8 protein-coding genes are annotated in these 19,832 nt (G+C 58.4%); all 8 read right to left on the bottom strand.

Features of this window, described 5'->3' with window-relative positions:
• Positions 1–13: 13 nt before the first annotated feature.
• Entirely contained in the window at positions 14–9,208 is a 9,195-nt protein-coding gene (locus L6439_RS09535) for a non-ribosomal peptide synthetase/type I polyketide synthase (RefSeq protein ID WP_213470246.1), read from the bottom strand.
• 4 nt (positions 9,209–9,212) lie between these two features.
• On the bottom strand, positions 9,213–10,394 hold the full coding sequence (locus tag L6439_RS09530; protein ID WP_213470244.1) for an acyl-CoA dehydrogenase family protein: 1,182 nt from the start codon (positions 10,392–10,394) through the stop codon (positions 9,213–9,215).
• A gap of 3 nt (positions 10,395–10,397) precedes the next feature.
• Positions 10,398–10,649, bottom strand: a complete 252-nt coding sequence (locus tag L6439_RS09525; protein WP_168182430.1) for an acyl carrier protein — start codon at positions 10,647–10,649, stop codon at positions 10,398–10,400.
• 5 nt (positions 10,650–10,654) lie between these two features.
• Positions 10,655–11,719: an HAD-IIIC family phosphatase gene (locus L6439_RS09520; RefSeq protein WP_213470242.1), complete on the bottom strand. Its 1,065-nt coding sequence runs from the start codon at positions 11,717–11,719 to the stop codon at positions 10,655–10,657.
• Between the two features lie 97 nt (positions 11,720–11,816).
• Positions 11,817–12,548: a thioesterase II family protein gene (locus L6439_RS09515; RefSeq protein WP_168182431.1), complete on the bottom strand. Its 732-nt coding sequence runs from the start codon at positions 12,546–12,548 to the stop codon at positions 11,817–11,819.
• Positions 12,549–14,081 (bottom strand): serine hydrolase domain-containing protein, encoded by a 1,533-nt coding sequence (locus L6439_RS09510; protein ID WP_237096801.1) that lies wholly within the window; start codon positions 14,079–14,081, stop codon positions 12,549–12,551.
• Between the two features lie 14 nt (positions 14,082–14,095).
• Positions 14,096–18,529: an amino acid adenylation domain-containing protein gene (locus L6439_RS09505; RefSeq protein WP_237096800.1), complete on the bottom strand. Its 4,434-nt coding sequence runs from the start codon at positions 18,527–18,529 to the stop codon at positions 14,096–14,098.
• A 73-nt stretch (positions 18,530–18,602) separates the two neighbouring features.
• On the bottom strand, positions 18,603–19,628 hold the full coding sequence (locus L6439_RS09500) for a BtrH N-terminal domain-containing protein (protein WP_168182433.1): 1,026 nt from the start codon (positions 19,626–19,628) through the stop codon (positions 18,603–18,605).
• Positions 19,629–19,832: the final 204 nt, after the last annotated feature.

Below are 19,832 nucleotides of genomic sequence, written 5' to 3'. Positions count from 1 at the left end.
CCGCGCAATTCACTCACAGGCCGAATTCCCCCTGGGCGCCGGCGAGGAACACAGCCTCCGGCTCGGCCAGATGATGCGCAATCTCAATCTCCCTTACCTTCTTGTCCGGATGGGCCAGTATGTCAGACACGATATCCTGCAGGTAAGAGGCAAAACGCTCGATCGTATCGCGCTGAAACAAGCGGGTGCTGTATTCGAACTTGAATGCCAGCCGGTCTCCGTCCTCTTCCGCGATGAGCGACAAATCGAAGTGAGAGGCGTCATGAATGAACGGGAATGGCTTCAGCATCAAGCCGGGAATGCTCATCTCCGGATTCTGCATGTTCTGCAAGGCGAACACGACATCGAAAATCGGATTCCGCCCCAGTTCGCGTTCCCTTCCCGCCTGCCGCACCATTTCCTCGAATTGGAAGTCCTGATGAGCGAAGGCGTCCAGTGTCGTCGAGCGCACGGCTTGAAGCAAATCGGTGAAGCTCATCTCTTCCTGCAGCCGGTTGCGCAGCGGAAGCATGTTGACGAACTTGCCGATAATAAGCTGCAACGCTTGCTGCTTGCGGCCGACAACCGGGGTCCCGACCACGATGTCGTCCTGTCCGCACACTTTGGCCAGCAGCAGATTGAAGATGGAGAGCAGGGCCATGAACAACGTCACGTCTTCCCTCAGGCAGAGCGACTTCAAGGCTTGGGTCCGCTCTGCATCCAGCTCGAACGGAACGAGGCTGCCGGCGAAGCTTCTCGTGTCCGGCCGAGGATAGTCCGTGGGCAAGGCCAGCCGCGGAGCGTCCTTCAGCCGCTCCAGCCAGAACGCCCCCTGCCGTCTCATCTCGTCCGTGTCCATCATCCGGTTTTGCCATTCCGAAAAATCTTTGTATTGCAGCGGAAGCCCGGGCAAGTCGCGTCCGGCATACAGAGCCAGGAAGTCGTTGACGAAAATGTCCTGCGACAAGCCATCGGAGACGATGTGGTGCATATCCACCATCAACACATGCCGGTCTTCCCCGAGCTTGATCAGTCCGGCCCGCATCAGCGGCGCCCGGGTCAAGTCAAAGGGGCGCACGAATGCCGCCACCGCGCCGCGAATCCGCTCATCCGCGTCCTCCTCGCCGTCAAGCGGCGTGACGGCGGCGCTGTAGTCCTCGTATTCCAGTTCGATCGCGACCGCTTCGTTGATTTTCTGCATCGGCTTGCCGTTCACGATCTCGAACGATGTGCGCAAGCTTTCATGGCGCTCCACCATCTGCCGCAGCGCCGCTTCCAGGCGCGCCCGGTCGAGCCGCCCCTCCAGCACGCCCGCGACGATTTCGTTGTACCCCGTATGCCCCTGTTCCATCTGCTGAATCAAATAGAGACGCTTCTGCGCCGAGGACAGCTCGTAATAGTCCTTCGCCTCGGCCGGCTCGATGTCGTGATAAGCGCTCCGTTCCGCCCCGTCGATATAAGCGGACAACTGCTGAATCGTCGGCATATTGAAAAAAACGGGCAGGCCAATCTCGACGCTCAGCTCTTTGTGAATCGCGGAGACGACCGTAATCGCTTTGAGCGAGTCGCCGCCCAGTTCGAAAAAGTCGTCCTGCACGCCGATCCGGTCGATGCGGAAAAACTGCTCCCACATTGCGCACAGCTTCCGTTCCGTCTCCGTGGCAGGAGCCTCATATTCGCCGGACAGCGCCGGCCGGGAGTAATAGGAGCCGTCTCCTTGCGGGAATGCTTCCGGTTCCCCATGCTGCCCCTCCCGTCTTACCCACTTGTCGATCCGCGCGCCCAGATCGCCGGTCGAGATGACGATCTGGCTCATGTCCCGCACCGACAGCAAGCGCCGCAGCAGCTCGACTCCCTCGGCGGGGGCAATGAGCAGTTCGGAAATCGAAGTGCCCGCTTGCCCGCGAATCGTCTGATCCGCCTCCAGCTGCCAGCCCTCCCAGTTGACGCTCGTCCACGGCACCGGCTGACGGCGGTTGCGATCATGCACAAAGGCATCCATGAAATGGTTCGCCGCCGCGTAGGCGGAAAAGCCCAAGCCGCCGAGCATCGGAGACAGCGATGATGCGAGCAGGCAGAAATCGAGCTCCTTGCCTTCCAGCACCTGCTCCAGAACGAGCAGACCATACAATTTGGCCCGGAAATGCTGCTCGCATAGCGCTTCATCCGTCTCCTCCAGCATCCGGAAGGCGGCATCTCCCGTCATCCCGGCAGCGTGAATGACCCCGTTCAACGGGCCGAACGCCGCCTCGGCTTGCCGGATAACCGTCTCCATTTGTCCCTGATCGGCCGCGTCCGCGGACAGCACGAGCACTTCCGCCCCTTGGGCTTCGAGCTGGCGCAGCTTGCCGATCTGGACGCTGACGGCATCTTCCCTCCCATGGGCAGACAACCATGCATCCCATTCCTCGCGAGGCGGAAACGGGGAGCGGCTGGTGAGCGCCAGCTTCGCCTGAACGCTTTCGGCGAGATAACCGCCAAGCGTATGGCCCATGTATCCTAACCCGCCCGTAATCAAATAGACGCCGCCTTGGCGCAGCCCCTGCGGCTGGGGCTCGGGCTCGCTTACTTTGAACGGCTCATAGTCGAGCACCCACCGCGCGTTGTCGCGATAGGCTACCGCCAATTCGGTTCCGGCAGCGCCGAATTCGTCCAGCAGGCGGCTGATTAGCCTTTCCCGCTGCCAGCTCCCCGCTTCCGGCAAGACGATATCAATGCTCCGGCACTGAATATGCGGAAGCTCCTGCGGAATAACCCGGCACGGGCCGAGCACCGTCGCCTTCTCCGGATACAGGACGGGCTCGCCCGCGATGGCATGCACGCTGTCGGTTACTACCCACATGCGCATTTCTTCCCGGACCTGCTGCCGCTTCAATGCTTTGGCCGTATAGAGCAGGCTGTAGAACCCAAGATCCTGCGCGGCCCGTGTCCATGGCAGATCCGAATGGGACGGAGCGGTTACGCCCCAGGCATGCAGCATTCGGTTCGGCAGCCGCCCGTGTGCTCGCAGCTCGGAGAACAGCTTCGCGTAATCCTCCTCGTTCCGCGGGTGAACCGTATACTGTGTCGTTCCTTCCTGCTCATATCGCTCTCCTGCCCGTACCGTGACGACATAGGCCCCCCGTTCGGAGAGATGCTTGGCGATGTCCGCGGCGAATCCCGTGCCGTCGGCGAAGACAAGCCAATTGCCGGAAGTGTCTCCCTTCAAGCTTGCGGGAGCGGCAGGCGCCTTTTTCCAGGTCGGCACATAGAACCAGTCGGACATGTCGGCCTGTTTGCCCATTTTTCCGCTTGCCGGCCGGTCCTTGCCCCGGCCCGTTCCCGGCGCCGCCGGCGCGCTTCCGGAACCTTGAGGCCAATAGCGCTCCCGGGCGAACGGATAGGACGGCAAGGAGACAATGGCGCGGGCTTCCCCGTGGAAGGCCTGCCAATCGATGGACTGGCCGTGCAGCCACAGTCTGCCGATCCGGTTGACCAGCAAGGCGCTGTCCGATCCGCCGCGCTGCGCCGGGCGAACCAGGTTAAGAGCCTGCCGTTCGCGGCCGCTGCCGAGGTGCCGGCGCGCGAGCAGCGTTAAATCCTGGCCGGGGCCGATCTCGACGAACAGCCTGCCCGGTTCTTGAACCAGCAGCGCCATGCCGTCGGCGAAACGGACCGTATCGGTCAAGTGCCGAATCCAATATTCCGGGTCAGCCGCTTCCTCCGCGGTGATCCACGTGCCCGTGGTCGTGGAGACATACGGAATGGAAGGGGGACGCAAACGCGCTTGGCGCACGGCGGCGGCGAACGGTTCCTTCACCGCGTGCAGCAGCGATGAATGCCCGGCCGTCGCCACCGGCAATCTCATGCACATGATTTTCTCCGCCTTCATCCGCTGCTCGAAAGCGGCGATATCTTCCTCCGAGCCCGACACAATGCACGACGGTCCGTTCACGACGGCCAGCGACAAGGTGCCGTTCAGACGGAGCCTCAACTCCCGCTCGGGCAGCGGCACGCTGAGCATCGCCCCCGCCGGCGCCTGCTGCATCAGTTCCCCGCGCAAGATGATGAGCCGCATCGCATCTTCGAGAGACAGTACATCCGCGAGGCAGGCGGCCGTAAATTCGCCGAAGCTGTACCCGATCATCGCTTCCGGCTTCACGCCCCACGCCATGACAAGCCGCGCCAGCGCATATTCAAACATGAACATGACCGGTTGGATATGCTTCGTCTGATTCAGCTGCAGGGCCGCCGCTTCCGCATCCGCGGACGGGTACAAGATTTCCTTCATGTCGCGGCCGGACATCTCGCGGTACAGACGGAAGCAGCGATCCATCTCCGCGCGGAACACCGGCTCGTTCCGGTACAAGTCCGCTCCCATATTGACGTATTGCGAGCCTTGCCCGGAGAACATGAACACGACGGAACTGCCCCCGTCGTCCATGGCGCAGGTGACGACTTTCCGTTCATCGAAGCTGTTCCTGCCTTCAGCCGGCGTCAACGCCTCAATCGCTTCCTCGATCGTCCCGCAGGACAGGATGCGCCGATGCTTGAAATGCCGGCGGCCGCTCTGCAGCGTGTACGCGACATCCGCGAGGCTGAGCTCGCGGCGCTCCTGAAGATAGGCGCCTAGATTGGCAGTCATCGCATCCAGCGCAGCCGGCGTCTTGGCCGACAGCGCCAGCAGTTGGCCCGGCCGCCCCGCTCCTGACGCTTCGCGCACGGGAGCCTCCTCCAAAATGACGTGGGCATTCGTCCCTCCGATGCCGAAGGAGCTCACTCCGGCCCGCAGCGGCCCCGCCTCGTTCCGCCATTCGGCGAGCTCCGTGTTCACGATGAACGGACTATTGGCGAAATCAATGTTCGGATTCGGCGTCTCAAAGTGAAGGCTCGGCGGAATCTGTTTGTGATGAAGGGCCAATGCCGTCTTCATCAACCCGGCCACGCCCGCCGCGGCATCCAGATGGCCGATGTTCGTCTTGATCGAGCCGATGCGGCAAAAGCCGGTTCTTGCCGGCCGGAACGCCTTCGTCAGCGCTTCGATCTCGATCGGATCGCCCAGCGGCGTTCCCGATCCGTGCGCCTCCACGTACGTGATACTGTCCGCCGGAACTTGCGCCGCGGCCAGCGCTCTCTTAATGACGTCCATCTGGCCCTCCACGCTCGGGGCCGTATAACCGACCTTGCGGCTGCCGTCATTGTTGATGGCCGTTCCCTTGATGACCGCATAGATCCGGTCTCCGTCCTTCTTCGCGGCCTGCAGCGGCTTGAGCACGACGAAGCCAACGCCGTCTCCGCCTATCGTCCCTTTCGCCTTGGCGTCGAAGGCGCGGCAATGTCCATCCGGCGACTTGATCATGCCTTCCTGATACACGTATCCCGATTTCTGAGGAAGCACGATCGATGCGCCGCCGGCCAGAGCCAGATCGCAATCGCCGCTGAGGATCGACTGGCACGCCAAATGGACGGCCACCAGCGAGGTAGAGCAAGCGGTTTGCAAACTGATCGCGGGCCCGGTCAAATTCAGCTTGTGCGCAATGCGAGTGCTGACGCTATAGGTATCATTGAGTGAATTCACCTCAAACATGTCCGACAAGTTCCCGTGCAGACGCTCGGTTAGCTGCGACAACCAATGGAAGTTGTTCATCACGCCGGCAAACAGCCCGATGGACCCGCCGTGGCGTTCCGGATCGCAGCCCGCGTCCTCCAGGGCATGCCAAGCGCATTCATGCAGCAGCCGTATTTGCGGATCCATAATGGCTGCCTGATCGGGAGTATAGCCGAAGAAGGCTGGATCGAAGTGTTCCATCTCATCCAGCACGCCCTTCGCCTTAACGAAATCGGGCCGCTTCAAAAGATCGCGGTCAAACCCATACTCGGCCAACTCGTCATCCGTAAAGAACGAGATCGACTCCTGTCCCTGCTGCAGGTTGCTCCAGAATTCGGCGATATTGCGCGCGCCGGGAAATCTGCCGGCCATCCCGATCACCGCGATGTCGCGGCTGCCTTCATTGCCTGGCCTTGCCGAACCGGCGGCAGGTCGGGAATGCGGCTCGTCCTCACGGCTTGCCGCTGCCTGATCGCCGGCCCGGCTTTGCGTCCCGTCCGCTTCCCCCGCCAAATAGGCCGCCAATTCATGCACGGTCGGGTACTGGAACAGCGTGACGATAGGCACTTCGCGCTTCAACTGCCTTTGCAACTTGCTCTGGAGCTGAATCAGATTGATGGAATTGCCTCCTACTTCGAAATATTTATCGTGAATGCCTACGCTCTCCAGTTCGAGTACGTCCTGCCACGCTTCGGCGATGAGCCGCTCCAGCTCTGTCCGCGGCAATGCCGCATCCTGAACAGAACAGGCGCGCTCCGCAGGAGCAGGCAGCGCCCTGCGGTCAAGCTTCCCATTCGGCGTCATCGGAATGCGATCCAGTTGCACGAAATGCGACGGGATCATATAATCCGGCACTTTCGCGGCCAGGTAGGCCCGCAGTTCGGATACCGGCGCCTGCCGGGAAGGAACCACATACGCGCACAATTCTGTGTGACCGCCCCGCCGCAGCGCCGTTACCGCCGCTTGTTCAATTGATTGATGCTGGAGGAGCAGCGTCTCGATTTCACCAAGCTCGATCCGGTGGCCGCGAATCTTGACCTGCTGATCGATCCGCCCTAAAAATTCAATGCTTCCGTCCTCCTGCCAACAGGCCATATCCCCTGTCCGGTACATGACGCCCTCGGGACGGAACGGATCCGGCACGAATTTCTCCGCGGTCAGCTCGGGCTGGTTCAAATAGCCGAGCGCCACCCCGTCCCCGCCTACGATCAGTTCACCGGGAACGCCTATCGGCAGCAGGTTATCGTGGCGGTCGACAATATAAGCCGTGGAATTGCTGATCGGCGGACCAATGGGAATAGGATCGGCAAACTCGCGTTCGATTCGAAAACAGGTCGAAAAGACCGTGTTCTCTGTAGGACCGTATCCATTCCACAACGTCAACCCTGGGCATGCCTGGCGGACGGCTTCGATGTGCTTCGGCGACAATACATCACCGGCGACAATGAGATGCCGCAAGCCGGCAAACATCTGCGGCCGCTGCTGCGCCAACTGGTTGAATAGCGCCGGCGTCAGAATTGCGACCGAAATGCTCCGCGAGCGCAAAAAGGCATCCAGCCTGGTGCTGTCCAGCAGTGTATGCTTATCCGCAATGTGCAGGCTTCCTCCATTCAACAGCGCCCCGAACACCTCGAACGTGAGCGCATCGAAGCCGATGGCCCCTGCCTGGAGCATGCAATCTCCCGCTTCCACCTGCACGTAGTTCGTATTGCGGATTAGCCGCACAACATTGCGGTGGCTGACCACCACGCCCTTAGGCGTTCCGGTCGAGCCTGAAGTGTACATTACGTAGGCCGGATGCTCCGGCCCGTTCACCAGCGGCATGTCGGCGGCTTCGCCGCAACCAAGCAGCGCTTCGTTCAACAGCATTGCCTTCGTCTGTTCCGGCACGAGCGACTCAAGACCGGAAGAAGCCAGTACGATGTCTGCCTTCCCATCTTGCAGCATATAGGCGATCCGTTCGGCAGGATGAGCAGAATCCAGCGGCAAATAGACGCCTCCCGCTTTGAGAATCCCGACCATGCCAGCGATCATTTCAGTGGAGCGATTCGCCAGCAATCCGACAACTTGCCCGCATTCCAATCCATCCGCCTGCAGCGCGCGGGCAATCCGGTTGGCTTGTTCATTGAGCTCCCGGTAGGTGCAGGATCTCTGTTCATCCGTGACGGCCGTGCCTTCAGGCGCTAGCCGGACCTGTTCCTCGAACAATTCATGAATGGTCTTCTCACGGGGATAACTGGCGGTTGTCAGATTGAAATGCCGAATTTGTTCCCGCTCTTCCGCGGTAAGGATGCCGATATCCTGCAGTCTCGTCTCGTGGTAGGCCGTAACTTGGGTAGAGGTTTGAATGATTTGCTCGATGATGTAGAGGTAATGACAAGCCAGCCTGGCTACCGTGTCGGATCGATGCGCCTGCTCGTTATAAGCAAACGCCATCTCCAGTTCCTCGGCCGCCGTAATGCGGACTGTCAGATCGAACTCGGTTTCTTCTTCAATATGATGGGAAGCAATCGCAAGCGGCCCCTCGGAGCTGGTGACCGCCTTATCCAAAGGATAGTTCTCCACCACCAACAGCGAATCGAACGGGACGCCTTCCGCCCGCATCCCGCCATATCCCTTAATGTCCGTCAGGGAAGTGCATGCATGCTCCTCATGCGCTTGAACGGAACGGTTCACATCGGCCAGGAGAGCGGGCAGGCCATGTTCGGGACCGGCCTTCATGCGGAGCGGCAGCGTGTTGATGAACAAGCCGACCATATCCTCCATGCCGGAAATGCTGGTGCTGCGCCCGGATACGGTAATCCCGAACAAGACATCGTCGCTGTTCGTATAATGCTGGAGCAAAATGCCCCAAGCGGTATAGAAAAGCGCCGCTTGCGTCACTTGCGCCGTCCGCACAAACCGGTGCAGATCCGCAACATATGTCCCGCTTCGCTTTTCCGTATGGACGGCAATAGACGCCTTTTCCAGGCTTGCTCCGCCTCTGGATACCGGAATCGGCTTGGCCTCCAGCTCATGCAAATACCGGCTCCAGTAGCTCGCTTGCTTCTTCTTGTCCTGCTGCTGAAGCAAGGCGACGAACTGCTTGAACGGCGGCTTGCGCCGCAGCTCCGGCTTCATCCCTTGCGCCAGCATGCGATAAGCGCTCAGCCACTCCTTCAACAGAATGCCGGTGCTCCATCCGTCCAACAAAATATGGTGGAAGCTGATGAGCAGCGTATGCTTCCGTCCGCTCTGCTTGCATAGCGTCAGCCGGAACGGCACCTGATCCAGCTGGAACTTCTCCTGTCTGTCGGCGGCAATCCGCGCCGCGATCCGGCGGGCCCGGGCCTCCTCGTCCAGTTCGGAATAGTTCTCGTAACGAATGACGGGCCGATGCTGCTTCAGCACAATTTGTACGGGCTGATTCACCTCTTCCCACCGGAACAAGGTACGCAGCGCCTCGTTCGCCTGAACGACGCATGTCCATGATTGTTCGAACAGCGAGAAGTCGATCTCGCCGCTGATGTCCAATTGAATCAGCTCTACATACTGCGTCGTATCCGGGTTCTTCAAATATTGGAGCAGCATGCCCGACTGCATCGGGGTTAAGGCCAAAATATCTTCCACATTGCTTTTGTCCAGTTTTTGCGGCTCCTTCACGCCGTCACGCCTCCCTTCCCGCTTGAACTGTCCCCTGCTTCTTGACCGCGTACTTCCGCAGGCCGTATTGGGCAATGACCTGTTGTTGAATCTGGCTCGTGCCCTCGATAATCTCCAGCACCTTGGCTTCCCGGAACAACCGCTCCGCCGGGTAGTCGCTGCGGCAGCCGTTGCCGCCATGAATTTGCACGGTATCGTTCGTCACTTCCACCGCGGCTTTCGATGTAAAATACTTGGCGATCGCCGTTTGGTGGATGGCGTCCTCCGCTCCGTCGCGGCGCATCTCCCCTGCGCTGAGACAGAGCGATCGCGCGGCGTGAACCTTGGCGACCGCATCCCCGATCATCCCTTTGACCAGCTGGAAATGATGCAGTTTCTCGCCGAATTGCGAGCGCGACCGCGCATACGCCACCATCGCCTCCAGCGCTTCGGCCGCGATGGCCGCCCCCGCCCATGCAATGCTGTAACGGCCATGATCAAGAGCCGTGGAGACGATGTAGGTGAAGCCTCCCCCCACGTTGCCGAGCACGTTGTCAGCCGGAATCTCCACTTCATCGAAGCGAATCTCGGCGATATGGACCCCGCGGTTGCCAAGCATGCCGCCCATCGGGATAGTGCGCACGCCTTCGCGTTCGCGTTCAACGAGGAATGACGTGATTTGTCCGGCCGCATCTGCGGCGACGACGACAAAAAAATCAGCGATGGCCGCAAACGATATCCACTTCTTGCTGCCGTTCAATATGTACCGCGCGCCCTCTTTCCGGTAAGTCGTCTGCACGCTTTTGGCATCCGAGCCCACGTTCGGCTCGGACAGGGCAAACGCCCCCAGCTTCTCCGCCCTCGCCATCTGCGGCAGCCAGAGCCGCTTTTGCGCCTCGGTGCCGAATCTCAGCATCGTCTCTCCCAGCAGCGAGGTTTGCACGGTCAGCAGCGCCCTGGTGTTGCTGCACGCCTTGCCGATCTGCTCCGTAAGCAGTCCATATGCCACCGGATCCAGCCCCAGGCCGCCGTACTCCTCCGGCCAACTTGCCGCCAAATACCCGCGCTCGCCCAGCTTGGCGATCAGGCTGCGGGGGAGTTCCCCGTTGGCGTCGATCTCTCCGGCCAGCGGCCGAATCTCCCGGGCGGCGAACTGTCTTGCCTCCTCCACGATCTGAGCGCCAGAAGAGCATGTGTGAGCATTCATCCTCTATACCTCCTGCATATGCTTTTCGATGAGCCGGACGATATTGTTGAGCGTGCTGAAATTGGCGATATCCAGATCCTCGTTCCCGACCGTGATCCCGAACTCCTGCTCGATATAACCCAGCAGCTTCATTGCGAACAAGGAATTGACAAAGCCCATTTGAAAAATATGATCGTCGTCGGAGAACACGGCTTCATCCTCGAACACAACCAGATTGCTCTCAATGAATTCGCGAATTTTTTGTTTGATTTCCATCGCGTTTACCCCTTTCTCCCGGCAACCGTCACCTTTACCTCAATATAAGGCGGGAACGGTTGAATTTGATTCAAATCATTTCGGAACAGAATATTTCCCTCGCCGTCATTGGAGACTTCGACAAAATTGGCGAACCGGTACGTGACATACATCATCTTGTTGCGATCCGTCTGTTTAAAGTCGGCCAGCAGCGTTTTCCCTTCCAATTTGGCCTGCTGCATAATATAGGTCAGCATCACGGTGCCCACCCCGCGCGACATCACTCTGCAGGACATCAGCAGCAGCTTCAAATGCCAGCAGTTCTCCTTCAATTCGATGAGAGCGAGACCGATCTTGCCATACGATCCGTATTTATCCGTCAACTCGCACACCAGGAGCTTATAGTCCGGAGACTGTCTGATTCTGTCCAGCTCCTCGTAGCTGTAGGTATAACCCGTCGCATTCAACTGATTGGTGCGGACGGTCAGTTCCTCCGCCCGTTTCAAGTCCTCCTCTCTGGCCTCGCTGATGACGAAGCGCATGCCGAGCGATTTCAGGAACGCTTCCTGAGGCCCTGAAAACGCCTCTTCTTCCTGCTTGCGCTGCATGTCCTCGATATACATGGCGCGGCGGCGCTTCGAGTCCTCCGTGATGAAGCGCGGGTTGAGACGCGGATGCTCAAGCAGCGTGCCATAGTCGGCCGCATCCATGCAGGCCACTTCTGGATGGACGCTCTGCACCTCGTCGCGTTCGAAGGGCTGATCGTCAATGAACAGAATCGTGTCTTTGCCGATGTTCAAGCTGCCGCATATTTTCTCTATCGATGCCGACTTGGCGTTCCAGTTAATCTCCGGATACAGGAAATACGATTCAAGGCCGAATTCGCGCAGCTTGCCCATCGCGTGCTCCGCATCGTTCCTGCTCGCAATCGAATGCAGGATGCCCCGCGAGTCCAGCTCCTCGAGAATCTCCCGGATGCCCGGCTTCAGCGCGACCTCGCCCGACTCCAGCAAAATGCCGTCCCACATCGTATGGTCGAGATCCCATACGACGCACTTCACTTCCTTGACCTTTTCCGCGGCTTTATCCATCGCTTTTTCCTCCCTGCTTGGCCTTAATCGAAAAATCCTTTAGCGAGTTCAGACTCGTATCCATGCCTCCGGTTCCTCCCATGGTTCGTAGCATGGTTCACGGTTCCTTTGTGGCGGACATCTGCAACCGGCGATTGCGTAATGCAGCATTGATGACCGATACCACCTGCGCGACATGCTCATTAATAAAAAAGTGGCCTCCCTCGAATTCATAAAAACGGCAATCCCGGCTGCCGTACCTGGACCACTCCGACAGGTCGTAGCCGGCGGTGGCCCTATCTTTTTTCCCGCTCAGCACGGACAAATCGCAGGGAATCCGGTCCGGCTTATCCGCAAAGCGGTGCGTCTCGACCAACTGCAAATCTGCGCGCAGCACCGGCAAAAACAGCCGGAGCAGATCTTCCCGCTCGAGGAGCTCGCCCTCGGTTCCTCCCAGCCGTTTGATTTCCTCACACAGTCTGTCGTCGGACAGCGAATGAAGGATGTTGAGCTTCTTGGCATGGGGAGGATAGGTTCCCGATACGAAAAGATGAACCGGCTCCCGCCCCATTCTCCGTGTAACGGCATGCGTCAGTTCGTAAGCGACCAGCGCTCCCATGCTGTGGCCGAAGAACGCGAAGTCGGAGCCGTCCAACTGCTGCTCCAGGCATCCGCATAAATCGTCGATCATTTCATCCATGCTGCGGTAATGGGGTTCAGCCAGCCTTTTTCCCCGGCCGGCCGGCTCAAGAGGATGCAATTCGATCCCCTCGCTCAGGTAACGTTTCCACCGCATGTAGACGGTAGCGGAGCCGCCGGCATGGGGCAGGCAGAACAGCTTGCATTTCATTTACTTCACCTCCTCGGCGGGAATAGGCAGGGGCGGACGCCTCACCTTAGGCAGCAGCCAGACCGCGCCAAAGAACAGGAAGGCGGTTCCTGCGGCAAAGCAGAACGCATAGATGAACCAGATGACGCTGACGGGACACCATACCGCGGCCACATCGAGCGGCAAGCCCGCAAAAACCTTGTCAAGCAGCGTGCCGATTCCCCAAAAAAATGCGCCGGCGGTCAGAATAGCGGCGACGAAGATGGCGAGCCGCCTTCCCCGCGGCGGGACGAAGGCGCGCCGCTTGCGGCGCAACTGGAGGGGGATGCGAGCCGCAGCCGCCGCCAGAACGATCAGGCTGACGGCAATGATCGCCAGCCCAATCATGGCCATCCGGTCGAGCTGCGGGTAGAAGTCGGCCTGGGCAGGCGGCGGCTCCCGGTCCTGCAGCAGGCTCATCAAGCCGGCGCCGATGTGGAACGTATATGCGGAATTGATATTGGCGAGCACGCCTACGCCAAGCCGATCCTGCGGCCGGAGGATGATATACGACGAGAAGTTGGGGTTGGAGCCTTGATGCGATATTTCCTTCCCGTCGGCTGACACGAACCACCCCGCGGCATAGTAAGCGCCGTTCTCGTCCGGCCCCGCGGCCGTATCGGGCCGGTGCGAGCGTTCGATGATCGCCCGGTCGCTTGCGGATATGTCGGCCGTTCCCAACTGGAGCAAGAGCCACCGCCCGATATCGTCCGCATTGGAGAGCAAATAGCCGGCCGGCGTGTTCCCCCTGTAATCGGGAGCCTGATACAGCCGCGGCGAGCCGAACCCGATTTTGTATCCGGCGGCCAGCCGCCGCCGCTCGTTCAGCTGCGCCATCGGCATGGTGTCGTGCAGTCCGAGCCGCTGCAGCATTCGGGACATATATGCCTCATAGGACATGCCCGATACTTCCTGGATAACCAGCCCCAGCACGTCATAATTAATGGTAGCGTATTGATACTTGCTTCCGGGAACGGCATCCAGCTCTGTTCCCGACAGAGCCCGCACCGTCCGTTCCAGCGCCTGCTCGCCCGAATCCTCCGGAATCGACGCGATCGAGTCGAACGGCACCCCGCTCGTATGATGCAGCAGATGGGCGAGCGTCACCTGGGCCGCCTGCCCTTCATCATTCAGTCGGAGCCACGGAAGGTAGCGGGCGACCGGGTCGTCGAGGCGAAGCGCTCCCTGCTGCTCCAGCTCCAGCAAGGCCAAGCCGGTAAACGCTTTGGAGGTCGAGCCCAATTGAAACAACGTAGAGCTTGTTGCCGGAATTCCGGCCTCCCGATCGGCCAGCCCGAAGCCGTTCGCATAGACCACCCGATCTCCGCTCACGACGACGACCGCGGCGCCGGGACTTCGCGCCTTCTCCAGCTCGGCCTGCACGAACCGTTCGATAGCGGCTTCGTCTACCTTCGGCCGCCCTTGCGGGGAAGCGGCTCCCTCATCGGCGGCTATCGCTGCCGGACTGACAAGCAGCGCCGCGGTAAACAGATAAATAGCAAGCTTCTTCAGCACGTTCCTTCTCCCCCTCATGATCGGAAGAGAACGTCCAGTTCGTCTTGGCTGAGCTTCACCGTCTCGAAGTCGGATGGCGTAAAGTCGGATTGCCCCATCTCCGCGCACAGGTTGATGACTTCCATCAGCCGCTGCATCACAGCAGCCATGAACGCCTCCATCGACTTCGGCTTGAACTTGGCCGTGCTGTATGACATCCGGACCTGAAGCTTCTTGTCAATCACGATGGCCACGACATCGACCAGGCAGGACAGCCGGTTGCTCGCACAGATGTCGCTTCCCGTGTCCTCGTCGGCCATGTCCAGCACGGAGCTCTGCAGATGATTGTCGATCTCTCCCATATAATTGAAACGAAGCAAGCTCCTGCCCGTCTCCGGGATGCGGCCGGCGGTGTATGACAATATGCCATAGTCAATCCCCTTGTTCGGAATGGAGCGAAGCTGTTCCTTGACGCTCTTGATGATGCCGGCAGGCTCTGAGTCAGGCAGGCGGAGGTTGACCGGATACATCGAAGTGAACCAGCCGACCGTTCTGGATACGTCCAGGCTGTCGAACAACTCCTCGCGCCCGTGCCCCTCCAGCTCGATCGTGATTGCCTCCTTGCCGGTGAAGGAGCCAAGCGCCATAGCCAGGGAAGCGACGAGCAGCTCGCTCGTCTGCGTCCGGAACGGCACATTCGCCTCCCGCAGGAGCCTGTGCGTGTCTACCTTGGACAGCTCCCTGACCAGCGTGCCGCATCCTTCATGCCGCTCGTCGGCGGCGGGGAAGTCGGCTTGCAAGCTGTCTTCCGCCTCGGCGGAGACCGACTGCCAATATGCCAAATGCTCCAGCGCCCGATCGCGGCTGTACGCTTCGATCGCGTCCGCCCAAGCCTGGACGGAATGCGTTCTGGCCGGCAATGGCAAGCGCGGGCCGCCCAGCATCGATTGCAGCAGCCGATCGAGGTCTTCCAGCAAAATACGCCAGGAGACTCCATCGATAACCAAATGATGCGCCGTCAGCAAAAGGCGCTGATCCTGCGTGCCTTCCTCAAATAAAAGCGATTTAAATAGCAAACCTTGCCCGAGCCGCATACTCGCTTTGAACGACTCGGCACGCTTCTTCATCTCCGCGGACCGCTCCCCCTCCGAATGGCAGGCCAGATCGCAGCAAGCAATCTCCACGTCCTCCCGCTCGACAGGCCGGTATTCCAGACTTCCGGCGGCTTCGTCGAGCTGCAGCCTCAATGCGTCATGATGCTCGATTAGCCTGTATAACGCTTCTTGCAGTTGGGGCGCCGTGACCCTCTGCTTCAAGCGCACGAGAACAGATTGGACATAGTGGTGCGGATTGCTCCACTGTTGGCGGAAAAACCAGGACATAATCGGCAGGGGCTTGACCGCCCCTATGCACGGGCCTTGCGCAACCGGTTCCGAATGATTCATTTCGATCATCGCCGCCAGCTCGTGGATAACCGGGTAACTCAAAATCTGCTGCACCTTTAGCCTGAAGCCGGCCGCGGTCACGCGCGACGCAATCTGGATCGCTTTGATCGAATCGCCGCCCATATGATAAAAATTGTCGCGAACGCCAATGCTCTCCGCCTGCAGCACTTCCTTGAAAATATCCGTCAGCAAGGCCGCAATATGACCCGATGCCTCGGCATCGTTCGGTTCAGGCGCCCGTTCCGGAGCGGGCAAAAGCCGGCGATCGACTTTGCCGTTCGGCGTAAGCGGCAGGTGATCGAGCCGGACAAAATAGGCCGGAATCATGTAGGAAGGGAGCACCTCCGCCAGCTTCATCCGCAGTTCCAAATCGGCCATCCGCCCCGCCGCAACGAAATAAGCGACCAGATGCTGCTGCCCGTCATCCCCGGTCCGATCCACCACGACCGCTTCTTCAACCGGGGCCAGAGCAAGCAGCTGATGCTCGATCTCCCCCATTTCAATGCGATACCCTTTGATTTTCACTTGGTGATCGATTCGTCCCAGGTACACGATATCCCCATGATGATGGCGCATGGCCAAATCGCCGCTCCGGTACATTCTCTTGCCGGGCAGGAACGGGTTGTCCATAAAACGCTCCCGCGTCAGTTCCGGTCTATGCAAGTAGCCGCGGGCGACGCCGTCCCCGGAAATATACAGTTCGCCAACCGATCCATCCGGGACCGGCTCCAGCCTCTGATCAAGCAAATAAATTTGCACATTGTCGATCGGCTTCCCTATCGGCACCGACGATCCCTTGTCCCGTTCCGGATCGAACCGGTAAATCATGCACCCGACCACCGTCTCGGTCGGTCCGTACTCGTTGTAGATAGCAATTCGGCCGGAGGCCTGTTCGTGAATGTGACGGGCGAGGGCGCACTTCAAATCCTCGCCGCCCACGATGAATGTCCGGACGGCGGATGCGCTCAAATCAATGTCTTTGATCAGCGCCAGATGCGCCGGCGTCAGCTTGATGACCGTGGCCTTGTTGTCGCGTAAAATGCGGTGAATAATGAACTCGTTCCCGTCATCCTCATAGATCTCGATGCGGTTGCCGCTAATTAACGGCGTAAAGATGGAGGTTACCGTCAAATCGAATGCAATCGAAGAATAAAGGGCAAAAACTTCGCCGGGGGCCTGAAGATACGTCTTGCCGGCCCACCAAATATAGTTCACCAAGCCGCGGTGTTCGATCATCGTCCCTTTCGGGTTGCCAGTGGAACCCGAGGTATAAATGATATAGGCCAGATCATCTGCCGCTCCCTTGACCGGCAGGTTGCTCTCGTCGGCTTCGTACATCCGTTCGTCATCGAGGTCAATAACGATGCCGTCATACGACAAGCGCTCCCATTCGCCGCCGTTCGTCAGCAGATGGGAAGCCCCGCTGTCCCGCAATATATATTCGATCCGTTCCTGCGGGTAATCGGGGTCAATCGGAAGATACGCGGCTCCCGCCTTGATGACCGCCCATATTCCCACCACGATGGAGAGCGAGTGCCGACCCATGACGGCTGCTGGCGTGTGCGGGCCAATTCCGCTCTTCCGCAGCGTGCGGGCCAGCCGATTGGCCCGGGCGTTCAGCTCGCTATACGTGAGCGCTTGCCCCCCGCAAGCGGCGGCGACGCGGCCCGGTGTCCGCTCGACTTGTTCTTCGAACAGCTGCAATATCGTTGCGGTCGCGGGATAGTCGCGGTCCGTCCTGTTGCAGGCGTACAGCAGCTCCTCTCGTTCTCCCGGCAGCAGCAGCTGAACATCGCGGATGGCGGCCTCCGGACGGCTCACGACTTGATCCGCTATATGATGCAGGCGGCGGAACATCTCATCGATTTGCGAATCCGTATAATCCCCCGTTTTATAATCGAAATACAGCTCCACCCCTTCCTTCGGCGACCATTCGGTGACGATAAGCTGCAAGGGATACAATTGGTTGCCGTTATGCGCTTCGATTTGCTGCATTTTCCACCCGGGGCCGAAGTTCTGATCGAATGCGGTATTATAATAGTTCACGCATACTTGAAATAATTGATCCAATCCCCGTTTGTGAAGCTGAAGGTCCTGTACGAGCAAGTTGTAAGGATATTTCTGATGAAAATAACATTGGATGAGTTCATGATTGATGTTATGCAGGAACGTGGAGAATGGCGTATCGCGCTCGATGTCAGCCAGGAACGGCATCGTGCTGGTAAACATGCCGAATGTGTTTTTTTCCTTGGCTCCGGTGCGATTCAATACAGGTGTGCCTATCATGATGCGGTCCTGATGAGTTGCTTGGTGGAGGTAAATAAGCATCGCTGCTATAAAAAAGGTATTCAGCGAAATTCGATGCGTATGTACAAAGGAGCGAATGGCTTCTGAAGTGTGCGGGTTAAGCAAAAATTTTTGGCGTTTCCCTGCCGTGCCGCTTGCCGTCGTGTGCAAGGCAACGTCATGGATGCTTTCGAATTTTTTCTGCCAATAGTGTTTATTTTTCGTGAAGCGGGAAGACGATAAATAGGCCCGCTCTTGTTCGATATAGTCTAAATAGCTTGGCCGGTCTTCCTGCTGAATCGCCTGCCCTTGCATCAACTGCGTATAAATTTGGTTGATTTGCGTCGTCATCAATTGAAAAGACCATCCGTCGGAAATCATATGGTGGACTTTCGTCAGATATGCGCTTTCCGTCTCGCTGATTTTTACAAGGGCAAACTCATACAGAAATTCCCCGTCCAAGGGCAGCGGCTTGGCAAACTCCTCGCTGACCCAGGCATCGACATCGGTACCTGAGGAACGGGCCGTGAAGTCGATGAACGGAAACGTTCTTCTTCGATACGCGGTCACGGTCTGCCACACCGTCTCGTCCCGTTCGATGAGCCGGATGCGGATGGCGTCGTTCTGTTTGACGAACAGATTGATGGATTCCTCCAGCAGCTGAAAATCAATGGGGCCGTAAATTTTGATGAGTCCTCCGATGTTGTGAATGCTCGTCCCCGGGTATATGTTTTCCACATACCAAATTCGCTTTTGCGGATGGGTCAACGGGTACAGGGTGGACGCTTCCAGAGAAATGACCTCCAATCGGTTAAGTTACGGATGGTTGGGGGGCAATGCGATGTTCCAGCGCTTCCGCCACGGCTTCCAAGGTCTGCTTTTCGCTGTCCATCAAAGAAGTGATCTCATTGATCCCTTGGTCCAGAATGGCGTCGTCTCCGGTCAAGGCGTACTTCATCAGCATATGCCGCAGAGCAAAGGCCCGCTCCTCTATCGGCCGGAAGCACCCCGTAAATGCCTGCGGAAGAAGCTCGCGCCCGCATAAATAATCGATGCGCATTCCCATCGTTTTTTTATGCTCCCACAAAATGTGGATGGGCCGGATATCGCGCTTGCGCACCAGCGCCGGCATATTGCGAATTAAGGCGGGATATACGTTGACGCCGAATGCCAGTTCCAGCGGATCGGCCGTCGCCCGGTGACGCCGGGAGACGTCGCAGCCGGAAAGATATTGTTCGAGCGACTCTTTGATGAATACAGGATCGAGGCTGTAGCTTCCCGTTTTATTGAATTTGTACAAATAGATTTGTTCCTCGTAGCGGTCCGTCCATTCGAGATGCCGGAAGCCTTGCTCCATTTCATGGAACGGCACGAGCGTCTTGCGGAACTGCATCTCCTCGTCGTAGCCGAGCACGAAGAACACCCTCTTGCCGTCGTCGTAACCGTACACCAGAATATCGTGGGCGTAGTGCATCTGGCGATACACCCGTCTGCGGGGGATATAGAACTCGTCGACATAGAGAGAAACCGTGTAGCCCGAATTGATACTATTTACCAAAAATTCGACAACTCCCGGCTGTGAATCCAGGACGAATTCCCGCTCCAGTTTTTGCGTAATCAGCCACGGACATCGCATGAAATCCTCTCCGTAAAATGTCAGCGGCACCGATCGGGAAGCACGCTCTCCTTCAAGATCCTGATGGCAGTAAAGGTGAATGAAATTGCTGTAGAACCACGGCAGGGCCTCTTGGCGGGCGAGTGCCGTGCATAGGGGGTAGGCCACATACTGATACCCAACAATGGGCGGAATGACGAGTTCCAGTTCTTTGAGACCCAACCGGCAAGTCACCTCTCTCTTGAATTGAATATTATGTAAAAACATGAAGCATAATATAATTTTCTTTAATATCGTCCGTTTTCTACTTTTTGTTATATGCAGAAACAATATTCCCATAGATGTTTATTCTTGTCAATATGGACTGAATATTTTAATATTTTTTTCACATCATCTCTTGTCGTTATTGTGTCCATTGGCGATAAA

Origin of the sequence: Paenibacillus dendritiformis (genome assembly GCF_021654795.1) — a bacterium.
Taxonomy (GTDB): Bacteria; Bacillota; Bacilli; order Paenibacillales; family Paenibacillaceae; genus Paenibacillus_B.
The sequence above is the reverse complement of the archived record's forward strand: the minus strand, read 5'-3'. Positions and strand labels throughout refer to the sequence as shown.

Excerpts from the sequence above, each read along its gene's own strand:
- L6439_RS09530 (WP_213470244.1), bottom strand. The coding sequence starts at position 10,394 with ATGAATGCTCACACATGCTCTTCTGGCGCTCAGATCGTGGAGGAGGCA.
- L6439_RS09525 (WP_168182430.1), bottom strand. The coding sequence starts at position 10,649 with ATGGAAATCAAACAAAAAATTCGCGAATTCATTGAGAGCAATCTGGTT.
- L6439_RS09520 (WP_213470242.1), bottom strand. The coding sequence starts at position 11,719 with ATGGATAAAGCCGCGGAAAAGGTCAAGGAAGTGAAGTGCGTCGTATGG.
- L6439_RS09515 (WP_168182431.1), bottom strand. The coding sequence starts at position 12,548 with ATGAAATGCAAGCTGTTCTGCCTGCCCCATGCCGGCGGCTCCGCTACC.